This window comes from Halotolerantifilum yawarlongkerapense (genome assembly GCF_054506745.1).
Window position 1 is genome coordinate 2,352,181 of sequence record NZ_CP199719.1, and the last position, 14,173, is coordinate 2,366,353.

Annotated in this window: 18 protein-coding genes; 14 read left to right on the plus strand and 4 right to left on the minus strand. The window is 53.7% G+C overall.

Annotated features, from left to right (window positions below; all coding sequences use genetic code 11):
- Window positions 1-65 precede the first annotated feature (65 nt).
- A complete protein-coding gene (locus tag ACULM0_RS11565) occupies window positions 66-887 on the plus strand; it encodes a ZIP family metal transporter (protein ID WP_463677686.1) in 822 nt (273 codons plus the stop codon).
- Between the two features lie 34 nt (window positions 888-921).
- Window positions 922-1,545 (plus strand): class I SAM-dependent methyltransferase, encoded by a 624-nt coding sequence (locus ACULM0_RS11570; RefSeq protein ID WP_463677687.1) that lies wholly within the window; start codon window positions 922-924, stop codon window positions 1,543-1,545.
- Window positions 1,546-1,615: 70 nt separating this feature from the next.
- On the opposite strand, the gene ACULM0_RS11575 is transcribed toward ACULM0_RS11570, so the two are convergent.
- From ACULM0_RS11575 to ACULM0_RS11585, 3 genes are read right to left on the minus strand one after another with little or no spacing between them, the layout of a single operon-like run.
- A complete protein-coding gene (locus ACULM0_RS11575) occupies window positions 1,616-1,981 on the minus strand; it encodes a hypothetical protein (protein WP_463677688.1) in 366 nt (121 codons plus the stop codon).
- A 40-nt stretch (window positions 1,982-2,021) separates the two neighbouring features.
- Window positions 2,022-2,867, minus strand: coding sequence for a zinc transporter ZupT (gene zupT, locus ACULM0_RS11580; RefSeq protein WP_463677689.1), 846 nt, complete (start codon window positions 2,865-2,867; stop codon window positions 2,022-2,024).
- On the minus strand, window positions 2,864-3,916 hold the full coding sequence (locus tag ACULM0_RS11585; RefSeq protein WP_463677690.1) for an AI-2E family transporter: 1,053 nt from the start codon (window positions 3,914-3,916) through the stop codon (window positions 2,864-2,866). Before ACULM0_RS11585 ends, zupT begins: the two co-directional genes overlap by 4 nt.
- A 187-nt stretch (window positions 3,917-4,103) precedes the next feature.
- On the opposite strand from ACULM0_RS11585, the gene arcC reads away from it, so the two are divergent.
- Together arcC and ACULM0_RS11595 are read left to right on the plus strand one after the other, a co-directional pair.
- Window positions 4,104-5,039 carry a carbamate kinase gene (gene arcC, locus ACULM0_RS11590; protein ID WP_463677691.1) on the plus strand — a complete coding sequence of 312 codons (936 nt, stop codon included), beginning with the start codon at window positions 4,104-4,106 and terminating at the stop codon, window positions 5,037-5,039.
- A gap of 139 nt (window positions 5,040-5,178) precedes the next feature.
- Window positions 5,179-5,601: a bacteriohemerythrin gene (locus ACULM0_RS11595; RefSeq protein WP_463677692.1), complete on the plus strand. Its 423-nt coding sequence runs from the start codon at window positions 5,179-5,181 to the stop codon at window positions 5,599-5,601.
- Window positions 5,602-5,637: 36 nt separating this feature from the next.
- Here the strand turns inward: ACULM0_RS11595 and ACULM0_RS11600 are convergent, their stop codons facing one another.
- Window positions 5,638-6,147, minus strand: a complete 510-nt coding sequence (locus tag ACULM0_RS11600; protein WP_463677693.1) for a QueT transporter family protein — start codon at window positions 6,145-6,147, stop codon at window positions 5,638-5,640.
- A 195-nt stretch (window positions 6,148-6,342) separates the two neighbouring features.
- Between ACULM0_RS11600 and ACULM0_RS11605 the strand changes: the two genes are divergently transcribed.
- From ACULM0_RS11605 to ACULM0_RS11650, 10 genes are all read left to right on the plus strand, one after another.
- Window positions 6,343-7,359 (plus strand): S66 family peptidase, encoded by a 1,017-nt coding sequence (locus ACULM0_RS11605; RefSeq protein WP_463677694.1) that lies wholly within the window; start codon window positions 6,343-6,345, stop codon window positions 7,357-7,359.
- A gap of 80 nt (window positions 7,360-7,439) precedes the next feature.
- Window positions 7,440-8,246, plus strand: coding sequence for a MerR family transcriptional regulator (locus tag ACULM0_RS11610; protein WP_463677695.1), 807 nt, complete (start codon window positions 7,440-7,442; stop codon window positions 8,244-8,246).
- Between the two features lie 130 nt (window positions 8,247-8,376).
- The gene (locus ACULM0_RS11615) at window positions 8,377-8,772 is read left to right on the plus strand and encodes a carboxymuconolactone decarboxylase family protein (RefSeq protein ID WP_463677696.1); all 396 of its coding nucleotides are present in this window, start codon (window positions 8,377-8,379) and stop codon (window positions 8,770-8,772) included.
- Complete coding sequence (locus ACULM0_RS11620) at window positions 8,759-9,163, plus strand: hemerythrin domain-containing protein (protein ID WP_463677697.1); 405 nt, start codon at window positions 8,759-8,761, stop codon at window positions 9,161-9,163. The genes ACULM0_RS11615 and ACULM0_RS11620 overlap by 14 nt, the downstream gene beginning before the upstream one ends.
- A 221-nt stretch (window positions 9,164-9,384) precedes the next feature.
- Window positions 9,385-10,032: a DUF975 family protein gene (locus ACULM0_RS11625; RefSeq protein ID WP_463677698.1), complete on the plus strand. Its 648-nt coding sequence runs from the start codon at window positions 9,385-9,387 to the stop codon at window positions 10,030-10,032.
- Between the two features lie 37 nt (window positions 10,033-10,069).
- Window positions 10,070-10,540, plus strand: coding sequence for a pyridoxamine 5'-phosphate oxidase family protein (locus ACULM0_RS11630; protein WP_463677699.1), 471 nt, complete (start codon window positions 10,070-10,072; stop codon window positions 10,538-10,540).
- A 169-nt stretch (window positions 10,541-10,709) separates the two neighbouring features.
- Complete coding sequence (locus ACULM0_RS11635; protein ID WP_463677700.1) at window positions 10,710-12,170, plus strand: IS91 family transposase; 1,461 nt, start codon at window positions 10,710-10,712, stop codon at window positions 12,168-12,170.
- A 69-nt stretch (window positions 12,171-12,239) separates the two neighbouring features.
- A complete protein-coding gene (locus ACULM0_RS11640; RefSeq protein WP_463677701.1) occupies window positions 12,240-12,839 on the plus strand; it encodes a DUF429 domain-containing protein in 600 nt (199 codons plus the stop codon).
- 97 nt (window positions 12,840-12,936) lie between these two features.
- A complete protein-coding gene (locus ACULM0_RS11645; RefSeq protein ID WP_463677702.1) occupies window positions 12,937-13,569 on the plus strand; it encodes an SDR family NAD(P)-dependent oxidoreductase in 633 nt (210 codons plus the stop codon).
- Between the two features lie 12 nt (window positions 13,570-13,581).
- Window positions 13,582-14,172: a LysE family transporter gene (locus ACULM0_RS11650; RefSeq protein ID WP_463677703.1), complete on the plus strand. Its 591-nt coding sequence runs from the start codon at window positions 13,582-13,584 to the stop codon at window positions 14,170-14,172.
- Window position 14,173 lies beyond the last annotated feature (1 nt).

Here is a 14,173-nt window from a genome sequence, read left to right on the forward strand (position 1 = left end):
TGATTATCAATTCGGGGCGGGGGTATCTAGTGAAGGACAGATCATACAGAAAGGAAGATCTTACTATGCTGCAATGGATTGAACAATTTTCACCGGTGACGCAGGCGCTCATCGGGACACTTTTCACCTGGTCGATGACCGCACTAGGCGCTGCTCTCGTTTTCTTTTTCGTTACGATCAAGCAGCGGATACTCAATGGCATGCTGGGGTTCGCTGCCGGTGTGATGATCGCGGCCAGCTTTTGGTCGCTGCTTGCTCCGGCCATCGAGATGGCCGGCGATCTAGGTCAGACGCCCTGGCTCATGGCGAGCATCGGTTTTTTGTCGGGTGGTTTCTTCCTATGGATTGTCGACAAGACCTTACCTCACCTGCACATGGGTTTTGACACCTCGGAGGCCGAGGGAATCAAGACGCGCTGGCAGCGGAGCATCCTGCTGGTCCTTGCGATCACCCTCCACAACATACCCGAGGGCCTGGCTGTGGGCGTTGCCTTCGGTGCTGTGGCCTACGGCCTCCCCTCGGCATCGCTCGCAGGAGCAGTGGCCTTGGCCATCGGTATCGGCATCCAGAATTTCCCCGAGGGAGCGGCCGTCAGCATCCCGCTCAGGCGTGAGGGACTCAGCCGCCGCAAGGCTTTTTTCTACGGACAGTCTTCCGGTGTGGTCGAACCCATCGCCGGGGTCCTCGGCGCCCTCGCCGTACTCAGCATGCGACCGATCCTGCCCTTTGCCCTGGCCTTTGCCGCGGGGGCCATGATCTACGTGGTAGCCGAGGAGCTGATCCCGGAATCGCAGACCGGAGAAGACCACAGGGCTTCGGAGATTGCCACGGTAGGTGTGATGTTTGGTTTTGCCATCATGATGATCCTGGACGTGGCCCTCGGATAACCGGGCCCCCGGGAGAAGAGAAAGGACCTGTACCGTGAAGGACAGCCGAAGTTTTTGGAACAAGATGGCGAAGCGTTACGACCGCTCCGAGGAGGGCGACCGACCTGTCTATGAAAGGGCGCTCGGGACCATCGGGCCCTACCTCTCCAAGGACCATCGGGTCCTGGATATCGGTTGTGGAACGGGGACCTTGGTACTGGACATAGTCCACCGAGTGGGCGAGGTCCACGGTATGGACTATTCCGAAGCCATGATCGCTGAAGCTGAGAGAAAGGCTAAGGAGGCGAATATCGACCATGTCGGCTTCTTCTGTGGCACCTTGGCGGATGTCGATTTTTCAGAGGACGCATACGATGTGATTTTTTCTTTCTACCTACTTCATCTAATGGAAGACCTTCAGATTACATTGGGCGAGGTCCACAACCACCTCAAAGCCGGCGGCCTTTTCATCTCGCTGACCCCCTGTCTTGGTGAGACGATGGTGGCCAAGCATCTTCTGAAGATGGGTTCGGTCGTGGGACTGGTGCCTAAGACAAGAGGATACGAAGTGGATGAGTTGGTCGGCTTGATCGAGAAGGCTGGATTTGCGATCGAAAGGCAGGAGACGGTCCGGGAGAAAACGCATGAGGTGCTCCTCATAGCGAAGAAGAAAAGGTAGGATAATGGATAAAAAGCGGGTGCGTCCGATCGATGGAATCGGATGCACCCGCTATCTACGTCTTTCAATGTTATTTTCCAAAGCTGAGTATGTACATATGGGGAAGGAAGACCAGCCCCGACAGGGCGATGGCCGTGAAAGTGGCGACCAGGACGGTGATGGAAAAAGCCATCTTGGACCCGAGCCCGTGGTTGAGGCCGGTGACCGAGGTGGTGAGTGACAAGAGGGCGCAGACCATGGCTAGGATCGATAGGAACCACAATCCGTAATTGACCAGATCGATGTCCAGTTGGAGGAAAAAGTTGTAAAAGGCACTTCGCAGGACAAAGGAGAAAGGAACAATGAAAATCGCCAGCAGGAGGAAAATCAGGGATAGGGTGTTGTAGGGGCTGAAATGCTTTTGGTGACTCTTCTCGGCAGTCTTTTGAAACAGCATATCGACTCCTCTTGGGTGCAATGGTTGCGTGCAGTTAAAATCAGAGGAACAGTAGCAGGCTCAGGGCCATAAGCCCCATGCCACCGATCATCCCGTAAATGGACAGGTGGTGTTCGCCGTATTTTTCCGAGGCGGGGAGCAGCTCGTCGATCGAGATGTAGACCATGATCCCGGCCACGAAGGCAAACAGGATCCCGAAGGTCAGATCGTTGAAGAATTGCCTGAGGAGCAAGTATCCCACCAGGGCGCCCACGGGTTCGGAGAGTCCCGAGAGGAAGGAATAGGTAAAAGCTTTCTTTTTCGATCCGGTGGAGAAGTAGATGGGTACGGAAACGGCGATGCCTTCAGGAATGTTGTGAATGGCCACGGCCACGGCGATGGGAATGCCAAGCGCTGGGTCTTTCAGGGCCGCGGCAAAGGTGGCCAGTCCCTCTGGAAAGTTGTGGATGGCGATGGCCAGGGCGCTCATGAGACCCATGCGCATAAGACCTTCTTTATCCTCCATGGGGCTTACTTTTTTCGGTTTTTCTCCGTAGGCCCATTGGTCTTCGCCGTGCATCTCGCTGGCGTCGTGCATTTCATGTGGGTTTTCGTAATCTGGAACCAATTTGTCGATGAGGGCGATGAGGGCCACGCCACCGAAGAAACCGCCGACGGTCACCCAGGAACCGGTTTTTAGCCCCAGTGCAGCCGTCAGCGATTCCTGGGCCTTGGGCATGATCTCCATGAAACTCACGTAGATCATCACACCCGCGGAAAACCCCAGTGAAACCGATAGAAATTTTTCATTCGTCTTATTGGTGAAAAAGGCCAGGGCGCTACCGATACCGGTGGAAAGACCAGCGAAGGCGGTGAGTGCAAAGGCTATCAGGACATTGTCGTTCATCTGTCAAACCACTCCTTCTTATGTTCTCTGTAGTCGGTGATTAAGGTCTTTAAGATGAGGAAGGCCGGGATGCCCACGAAGGCCCCCAGGATACCCCAGAGGGTCAGGCTGGCGATGACCACCACGATGATCACCAAGGGGTGAAGGGAAAGTTTGGCTCCCATGATCTTGGGGGTGATCAGGTTGCCCTCCAGTTGCTGGACAATCACGGCGGCGATGACCACCTGGATCACCAGCGCCAGGCTTTCGGTCATGGCGATGAGCATGGCGGGCAGGACCCCGAGGATCGGTCCGAGGAAGGGGATGATGGCCGTGATCATGGAGAAAAAGGCCATAAGCAGGGCGCTGGGCATCCCAATGATCATGTAAGCGATGTACATGAGGGTACCGATCACCAGGGCCACCAGGAGCTGTCCGCTGATGTAGGTGGAGAGTCGTTCGTCGAGTCTGGCGGCCACCCGTTTGACAGCCTTTTTATGGCTCTCGGGGACCGCGTGGGTGTACAGGTAGTCCTTGAAGTTCTGATCTTCCTTCAGCAGATAAAAAAGGAAGAAGAGCGAGAGGACCAGCTGCGTACCGAAGTCCGAGAGGCTGGAGAAAATCCCGAACAGGTTGCTCGACAGCGTGGTCACACCCTTTCGAAAACCATCCACCCAGGCTTCGTCCACGGAGAAATCCAGGGGAAGGGCTTGAAAGGGTTCTTCCAGTGTGCTCCTGAGGTCGGAAAAGCGCTGGGCGTTATCGATGAAGGTACTCTTGAACTGATCGCTTACCACGCTGCCGCCTGTGATCGTAGCCAGGGTGAGTACCGCCAGCACGAGCAGGAAGGAGAGTCCCACGGCCAGTCCGGCGGGCATTTTGTTTTTGAAAAAACGTGTGACCGGTCGGAGTGCATAGTAGAAAAAAAGGGCCAGGATGGCTGGTGTCACCACGAGACCTAATAGTTGTAAAATGGGTCCAGTAAGGTAGGGTACTTGTTTCAGCAAGAGGAGGAGCGTGAGGAGGAGAACACCCTTCACGAGCCGCCTGAATTGTCGGTCTTCCCACATAGCGAATAACTCCCTTCGGATAAAATAAGTGCTTTTACTATTATACCACCGTTTAAGAGGGTACAAACGATTTCGGAAGGATTGCCCAAGTAGAGAGATGATTTTCAGAGAGAGCGCACGAAGACCGCCGGCGGGTTTACCGGTAGAATGGAGGAGACAGCCTAGAAGAAAAGGGAGGTAATCGCATATGAAAGAACGGATTGTGATCGCCCTGGGTGGGAACGCCCTGGGGAATACCCCGGAAGAACAGAGGCGGGCCGTTGCCCAAACGGCGAAGCCCATCGTGGACTTGATCGAAGCCGGCCACGAGCTGATTTTGGCCCATGGCAACGGCCCACAGGTCGGGATGATCAATCTGGCCATGGAGACCTCATCTCTGTCGGAAGCCGCGACACCCGAGATGCCCTTTGCAGAGTGTGGGGCCATGAGCCAGGGTTACATTGGCTACCACCTGCAGAACGCGCTCAGGGAAGAGCTCCTTTCCCGCGGGATCGAGAAGCCCGTGGCCACTGTGGTCACCCAGGTGCTCGTGAATCCTGAGGATCCGGCCTTCGAGATGCCCACGAAGCCCGTGGGAAGTTTCTACAGCAAGGAAGTCTCCGATCACCTGGAAAAAGAGAAGGGATACAAAATGATCGAGGACGCCGGCCGGGGCTATCGACGCGTGGTCCCCTCGCCGAGACCCGTGGATGTGGCGGAAAAAGTGACGATCGACACCCTGGTTCGAGCGGGCCACCTGGTCATCGCAGCCGGTGGTGGGGGTATCCCCGTAGTGGCCCAGGGTCACAGCCTCAAGGGAGTGGATGCTGTAATCGACAAGGACTTTGCCAGCGCAAAACTGGCCGAGATCCTGGAGGCAGACCGCTTGATTATCTTGACGGCCGTCGAGCGCGTGGCCATACACTTCGGTACACCGGAGGAAAAATGGCTCGACATCCTGGATCCTACGACCACGAAAGCCTATATCGCCGAGGGGCACTTCGCTCCGGGCTCCATGCTCCCCAAAGTAGAAGCGGCGCTGGGCTTTGCCACCTCCAGAGCTGACCGCAAGGCCCTGATCACCTCACTAGAAAAAGCAGCCGATGGTATCGCCGGCAAGACCGGCACCCTGATCACCTCCTGAATCGAATCATGGAACACCTACAGAAAAAGCGCCGATGCAAATCGGCGTTTTTTCGTGCACTGTTCATAATATGCTACCGTGTGGTAAAATGGTTGAAACGCTAGTTTATACATAGACACTCGAAAGGAAGGAAGAAGATATGGCCACTATACAGCTTAAACCCATCACCTGGAACGACCGCTTCTCTGTGGGAAGCACGACCATCGATGCCCAGCACCAGGAACTGCTCAAACTCGGCAACGAAATCGTGGTTCTTCTCGATGAGACCAAGCAGGGGATCGACCGTTACGACGACATCGCACGCGTTCTCGGTAAGCTCATCGACTACACGGAGTACCATTTTGAAGAAGAAGAGAAGCTCTTCGAGAACCCCGACTACCTGGACGAGATGACGCACAAGTTCCAGCACAAACTGTTTGTCAAAAAACTCAAGAGCGTGGATCTCGATCACGTGGATGAGGATCCGGTGGACTTCCTATCGAAGCTCATGCAGGAGGTTTTCGCCTGGATCACCGAGCACATCCTGGGGATGGACCAAACCTACAAGACCTACCTGGCATAAGAAAAGGACCGCCCGTTGGGACGGTCCCTTTGTCTATTAAGCTTCGTCGAGCAGTCGGGCCCTGAGATCCTCTCGCTTCTTGAGGAAATGGAAGAGGGGCACGCCGGCCCCAAGGACCACCACGGCCTCGCCGAAGGCCACGGATGTCGCGGCCAGGAAGAAGGGGAGACCGAAGAGATAGGTCAGCATGGCACCGACGATCACACCGTTGAAGACAACGGGCCACAGACCGGCGATGAACAGGCTCTTGGTGGAGTCGCCCAGCATCCGGCGGGTCATGCGGATGGCCAGGACGGACAGGAGGGTGGCCAGGGTACCGAGCACCGGGTCGATGGGACCCAGGGGAGATCCGAGGTTGGCCAGGAAACAACCGATCACAAGACCCGGGATTGCCGCGGGCTGGAAAAAGGCCAGAAGGACCAGGACCTCGGAGAGACGAAACTGCACTTCGCCGTAGCTGATGGGCGCGAGCGCCAGGGTGACGGCGACGTAAAGGGCGGCGATGAGCGCCGTCTTCACAAGCCATCTCGTGGACATTTTTTGCATAAAAAAAGCTCCTTTCAACATATCGCTATGTCTTCCAAGGATCCCTTTTTCAAAAACAGAAATGATGATTCTTGTTTTTTAAAGTGGGTAACCAAGAAAACACTATAGGCTATTATACGCCCCTTTCCTAGAAAAAGCAAAGAGTATGCTCTAGTTTGTGAAAAACTAACAAAGGACCCAGAGGAGGCCGAACTGATGCATTATCCCAAAAGAACCAACGAGAAGATGACCATCGCCACGACCGCTCCATCCGCAGGGGTCACCGGGATCATGGTGGACCGTTTCAAAAATGCTTTCAAAAACCTCGCGGACGATGGACACGGGGTGCTGGCGAAAGAACCCCTCTATGCTTCGCACCAGCACACCAGTGCTGATGCCGCGACGCGGGCCGAGGCCTTTATGGACCTTGTGAAGGATCCAGAGATCGATCTGATCCTACCACCCTGGGGTGGTGAATTTCTCATGGAAATTCTACCGATCATTCATAAGGAGACGATTGACCCGGAATCCTTTCCGTGGGTCATGGGCTTCTCGGATCTGAGCACCCTGCTCTTCTACCTGACCACGGTCCATGATATCGCCACGGCCCATGGACCCAACATGATGGACTTTTCGCCACGCAGCGTGGATCCCTCCGTTCAAGCAAGTCTTATGTATCTTGGCAAGCATCAATTCGTGCAAAAGACCCTACCTCTTTACCAGGTGGAGTGGCCCGATGTGGAGAAGGATCTCCTGGCTCCTTATCAGCTCAGTGCAAAGTCGAGGGTGAAACCCTTGCTCGGACCGGAGGAAGCCCTCTTCTCGGGACGGGTGATCGGGGGCTGTCTCGACACCATCGGCAACCTGCTCGGCACCCCCTATGAAGACGTGAACGGATTTATTGAACGCTACGGTGACGAGGGAATCCTCTGGTACCTAGAGAATTGCGAGACGCCATCGACCGACGTCTACCGTCGTCTCTTCCAGATGAAAGAGGCTGGATGGTTCGATAGGATCTCGGGACTCATCGTGGGCCGAACGGGCGTAAAACAGGAAGGGGACTTTCTCGACCGCGACGCCTACCTGCGGATCTTTGGCGAGCTTGGCATCCCCGTGGTTCTCGATGCGGATATCGGCCACCTGCCCCCACAGCTTTTGATGATCAACGGAGCCCACGCCAAGGTAAGGATGAAGGACGGGCAGATCGAGATCGAGACGGAACTTAGACCTTAAAGAAAGAAATGTTTTTTCCCCTTGACCCTCACATGATGTGAGGGTCTATTCTGAAATGGGAAGAAGAGGGAGGTGTTCTCGTGTTCAAGATTGGCGATTTTTCCAAACTCGCTCGTGTGTCCGTACGGATGCTCCGGCACTATGATGAAGAAGGACTCTTCCATCCCCATCATGTGGATGAGATGAGCGGTTACCGGTACTACCGGGCATCGCAGCTCGACGAGATCACTCGGATTCGATCTTATCGCGATATGGGGTTTCAGATCGCCGAGATCCACGAGCTCTTCCTGGCCTCTTCCGACGTAGAACGACGTGCGCTTCTCTTGAGAAAAAAAGAAGAAACGTCGGAGCGACTGAGCGAGACGAAAGAACGTCTCGCCATGATCGAAGCGGCCCTTGAGGCCGCGGGGAAGGAGCACAAGAGAATGGAAACGAAAGTGATCATGAAGCGAATCGAAGGGTTTCAGGCCCTGGCCCTCAGAGACAGGATCCCAGCCTATGATGCCGAGGGTATGCTCTGGCAGCGGCTCGGCGCTTTTATCGAGAAAAACGGCACTGCGGTGGGGACGAAGAGCTACGCAACCTACCACGACGACGGTTACGTGGAAGGACCGGTGGATGTGGAGGTCCTCATAGAGGTGGTAGGTGATTGTGAGGCGGAAACCCCCTTTACCCTTCGCTGGTCGGAACCCATCGAAAGGTGCGCCACCCTGGCGGTGCATGGAGACTTCTCACACATCGCACCGGCCTTTAGCGCCTTGGGTCGTTGGATTGAAGACCGGGGACTGGAGATTGCTGGTCCGGCCCGCGAACTACCGCTACGGGGGCCTTGGAATGAATCGGATCCCGAGAAGTACCTCAATGAGATTCAAATACCCGTTCGATGAGAAGAGGAGATCCCTCTTCTTTTCGTTTTTTTGAAAAAATCTTTTATTTTTTGATGTGTATCACGGCTCGCTTGTCCCCGGTGCGATAGGCTAAGATCAGAAAACAAAGAGAAAAGGAGCGATCGACCAGATGAATAGACAAGAGATGGAAAAACAGTTTAAAGACGACCTCGGTTTCGTACCACCCGGTGTGACCCTATCCAAGCACTTCGGGAAGGAGATGCAGGAGATCATCGCGGACTACCACCACGAGATCTGGGGCGGGAACGGCGCCCTCGAGCTCAAATACCTCTACCTCGTGGCCCTTGGGACGGCTGTCTTCGATGACCACGAGCGACGCGCCAAGCTGGAAGCGAGAAAAGCCTACGACCACGGGGCGACCCTACCCGAGATCACCGAGGTCCTCAAGCAGCAGATCTGGATGAAGGGAGCGCCCACCATCATGAAAGTCGCACCGGTCCTCCAGTACATCAAGGCTTATGCCGCCCAAAAAGAGCAAGAAGGTGCAGGAGATGAAGCTCGATAATTTCAAGCGCCAGCACGCCGAGATCGGCGCGCTCGTCGACCGCCTCCTCTCGGTGAGTGAAAGAGATGTCGAGGAAGAAGCGCTGGCCGTGGCAAAGGATCTGAATCTTCTCGCCGGCAAGATCAAGATCCACCTTCGTGAAGAAGACCGCTTACTCTATCCGGCGCTCAAGGACCACAAAAACCCTGATCTCGCCGCCGTGCACGATGACTACATGGGAGAAATGGCAGGCATCGCGGATGTCTTCGAGGCCTACAAGTTACAGTTCAACACGGCGACAAAGTTGAACGCCGATCCCGAGAGATTCGTCTCTGAAACGGAGCGGGTGCTCGGGACCCTTTCTGAGCGTATCGCCCGTGAAGACCGCGACCTTTATCCGCGCCTCACTTAACTAACCCCCCCCCCGATGCCACTATCAGCGATCCCCTCCTTGCTGATGGTGCATCGGGGGTGTTTTTGTATTTGTCGTGAGCAGGATGGGGTGGGGGCTTTTCTTAAAAAAAGTCTGTAGCCGCGATTAGCAAAGAGTTAAGATTGGCTTAAAAGCACGACGACCGAGGCCTTCATGCGATATAATGAGCACAACAAAGGTCACCAAAAGGAGGAATGCACATGTCATTCGAACGAATCAAATCCACCGCCAGAGAGAATCTACGGGGACACTGGCCCGAGGTCATCGTTACCGTTCTGATTTACCTGGCGCTCACACAACTGTTCACCAACCAGCAGCGTGTCGTCGAGATCTCCAGCCGGGGAACACAATTTAGCGGTACGTCGGCTTTTTTCAACCTCTTGAGTTTCATCGTTTCAGGCCCCTTGAGTTATGGGCTCATGATTTTCTTTCGTCGGCTCAGGGAAAAGACCGCCAATATCGCTGACCTTTTCATCGGGTTCAAGCGCTTTGGGGACACCTTTTTACTGCACTTCTTCTCAACGCTGTTCATTCTCCTCTGGACCCTGGTTCTGATCGTACCGGGGATCATCGCGGCCATTCGCTACAGCATGGCCTATCTGATCATGACGGAAAATCCCGATATGTCAGGGCTCGAGGCGATCGACGCTTCTAAGATGCTGATGGACGGCCACAAGAGCGAGTACTTCGGGTTTACTGTTTCCTTTATCGGGTGGTTCCTCTTGAGCATCCTGACCTTTGGTATCGGGTTCTTGTTCTTGATCCCCTACTTTAACGCCGCCAAGGTGGAGTTCTACGAGGTCATCAAGCGCAGTGCCGACGATTACTTGGAAGAAGCCAGTTTTTGATCGAACAGCTCAGGTAGAGAAGGGGAGTGTGCAACCATTGAATCGAAAAATGCGTAATGCCAAAAAAGACCTTGGAGAGGCTACGGGAAAATCCATTCTAGCCGGTGGGGAGTACGGCGTCCTCTCTTTAGCGGAAAGGGACGGGACACCCTACGGGGTCCCGCTCTCTTACGTCTATGATGAAAAGGAAAAGGCCCTGTACTTTCACGGGGCACTGGAAGGAAAAAAGATCGATCTGATTCTCGAGAATCCAGAGGCGGCCTTCACCGTCGTGACGGATGTGGTGCGAAAGCCCGCCCAGTTTACCACTGCCTACCGGAGTGCCATGGCCTTCGGTAGAGCATCACTCGTCACGGGAGAGGAGCGAAGGTCTGCGCTTCTTCTCTTCATCGACAAGTATGCGCCGGACCACAGGGAAGCGGGAACCGCCTACGTGGACCGCTCCGGCGAGGCCACGGCGCTGATCAAGCTTTCCATCGATCGGATCACCGCCAAGGGGACCAGCTGATGCTTTACCTGGGTATCGATGTACACAAGAAGCACCTGACCGTCGCCGGGATCTCCGGCGACGAGCGGGTGCTCTTTTTAGTAGCTTAGGAAATAGCATGCGCAAAGAGATGTGGATGAAATGAGAATAAGTAGTTGGCATCAGTAGAGAGGAAAGATAAACTGATACTATGAAAACAACTGTTGATGCCAAATACAGAATAAAAGATATCTTCAGGGATCACTTTGCAGACTTCTGGAAAGAAAATGCCCATAAGTTTCCAGAGTCGCAACGAGAGCAGATTCAATCTCAAGTGAAGAAGATGATCGAATGTGGAGATCCAAAAGGTGGGTATATCAAATATAAGTGTACCCATTGCGCCGAAGAAAAGATAATTGGATTCACCTGTAAAAGTAGGTTTTGTAATAGTTGTGGAAAGAGATATAGTGATGAATGGAGCGATAGGCAGCAGTCTAAACTGCTAGATGTGATCCATCGCCATTGTGTATTCACCATACCTGAGGAATTCAGAGCGCACTTTTTCTATAACAAGGACTGCTTAAAGGATTTGCAAGTCTTGGCGTGGGAAGTCGTTGAGGAAACCATCAACAGGGTGAATGGAAAAAATCGCGAAGCATATGACAGAAGAAAACGACGTAAGCAAAAAGGTTTACTGTGGCAAACTGGTATGATCAGCGTGGTTCATACCTTTGGTCGTGATTTAAAATACAATCCACATGTACATGCATTGATCCCAGAGATAAAGATGAAAGGCGAAGAAATAGGTGAACTGAACTATTTCAACTACACGAGTTTTCGAAAGATCTGGCAATATAAGCTTATCCAATACATGATCAAGAAAAATCCCCATAAAAGTCGAGAGTACAGTGGCTATTTCAAACGATACAAAGACGGATTTTATGTTTATGCAGAGGGGAAAATGAAAAGTGCCAAGAAGAGCGCCCAGTATATTGGGCGCTACTTGGCACGACCAGCCATGGCAGAACACCGCATCATGGGGGTCACTGAGAGAGAAATCAGGTATTGGTATATTGATCATAAGAGCGAAAAACGAGAAGAGGTCACAGAAAGCATCCATACATTCATGGGCAAACTCGTTCAACATATCCCAATGAAAAATCAGAAGTTAGTCAGGCGCTATGGAATCTATTCAGGTAGAACTGCTTTGACGAGGAAAAGGATGTATGGTTTACAGCAATATATCAAAAGTGGCTACCAGCGGACCTATTATACAAGCAAAAGCTGGTGGAATAAAAGAGCATCGAAAATGAGTTATCGCCAAAGACTCATTCAAAACTTTTCAAAAGATCCGATGCGTTGTAAGAAATGTAAGCATGTGATGGAATTATGGGAGATATGGCATCCGAAGTATGGATTGATTTATGATGTAACAGAGAATTGTCTTACTATACCATCGAGGAGTGAAGAGAAATGGATGAACGAGAATACACCATCCCATTCGGAGCAGATGCACCAGTTGAGTATGTTCAGTTTCGATGCAAACGTTGTGGCTATGAAGAAGGAATCGATGCAGATATCGTCTACGAAATGTCTACACCAGAAAACTGCGATGAAAAGGGGAAACCCACTGCACTGTGTGTCAAGTGCAATGGGCTTATGGTACCCATAGACTAAATGAATAGTCTAATCACCGTGTAGGTTTTGATTTATTGCCGCCGAAGGCGGTTTTGTTCAAGAGATGTCCTCTGTAGCGCTAGTGGGTCTGGTAAAGGAGAAGGCGCCGCGTGTGATCGGGATCGATGGACCCTCGGGTCCCAGCCATGGATTGGCTTTGGATCCCGCTATGCGAAAAAGGTTGGGCCTAAAGCCGGGCACAAGTTTTTCCGACTACAAACTATCGGAAATACTCCTCAGAAAACGCGGCATTGGTGTCTACGGGACACCGCGGGACCTCGACCGGGCCGACCCCTTCTTCCACTGGATGCAGGAGGCCGTGGCGCTCTTCGAAGCGCTCGCCGACCGCGGCTACCCGCGCCTGGGACAAGGGGGAGTGCCGCCCGGCGCGGCTGAAGTATTCCCACAGGGGACCTTCCGCGTGCTGTCGGGAGAGAGGCTGTCAAAAAAGGACAGGGCAGAAGGGATGCGGCAGCGTCTGGACCTACTCGCGGGACTCGGTCCGGACGCGTGTCTATCGGGACTGACGAAGAAAGAGACCATCGATGGTCTCGATGCCCTGGCCGCGGCCTACACAGCCCTTTTGATCGATAGGGGGAAGGTGGAATGGCTGGGCGATGAAAAAGAAGGGCAGCTGGCCCTTCCGCTTATGCGGGGGGTGTAATATTCTCCTGTCTTTCGGCCTGTTTTCGTCAGTCGGGCCTCTCATATGATAAACTAGAGACAGAAGAATCTTTTTCCCCATAGAAAGGAGCGATACCATGCCCACCGCACTGATCACCGGTGCCACCAGTGGCCTCGGCCGCGTACTGGCTGACCGTCTGAAAGCCTCCCACGACCTGATTCTGATCGGACGCAATAGCCGGGCTCTCGAAGAACTGGAGGAGAGTCACGGGGCCAGGACCTTCTCATTGGATGTGCGCGATGGCACTTCCCTCCAAAAGGTGAAACAAGCCCTGGAGAAAGAGGGGATTCGCATCGACGACCTGATCAACTGCGCCGGCGTGGGCTACTTCGGTCCCTTGAGTGAGCTGTCTCTCGATGCCATCGATGCTATGATCGATATCAACCTCAAGGGTCCCATCTACATGGCCCGCATTTTTGAAGAGCTGATCGATGGTAGGCTGATCAATATCATCAGCACGGCTGGCCTCGTGGGCAAACGCAACGAATCCGTATACTGTGCGTCGAAATTCGGTCTGCGTGGGTTTTCCGAAGCACTCCACCACGAAGACCACCCCTTTTCCGTTCACGCGGTTTTCATGGGTGGCATGCGCACCGCATTTTGGGAGCAAACGGACCATATCAAAGACAAGAGCCGGCTGCGTGCCCCCGAGGACGTGGCCGACTATATCCTCTCGCACCTACACCAGAACGAAATCATTGTCCCCTAGGAGGCGTATCGTATGAGTGAGCTGCTACCTTTTTTCACCTATGCCTTTGTCGTGACCTTTACACCGGGTCCCAATACCATTACTTCTATGGCCAGTTCCAACCGCTACGGCCTGAAGAAAACCCTGCCCTTTATGGCCGGGGTCTTCGTGGGGTTTTTGGGGATCCTGCTCCTCAGCGCGACCTTCAACGTGACCCTGAGCCGCATCATCCCGCAGGCGAAACCCGCGATGGCCTGGGTGGGCTTCTTCTACATGCTGTACCTGGCCTATAAGGTGGGGCACAGCGATGTGAAGGGAGCCGGCGATGAGGCCATTCCGCTCAATTCCTTTCAAAACGGTGTCCTCCTGCAGCTGGTCAATGTGAAGGCGATTCTCTATGCCCTCACCGTGGTGGCCAATTTCGTGATCCCGCTGTCTGGCTCGATGATCGGTGTGTTCGGACTCGTGCTCTTCCTGAGCTTCCTGGCCTTTCTGGCCCTCCTCCTCTGGGGATTTTTCGGCATGCTCTTTCGGAAGTTCCTCTCGGCCTACCGAAGACCCTTCAACCTGGTCATGGCGGGCCTTCTCGTCTATAGCGCACTCAGTTTGATCGGATGGGTTTAAG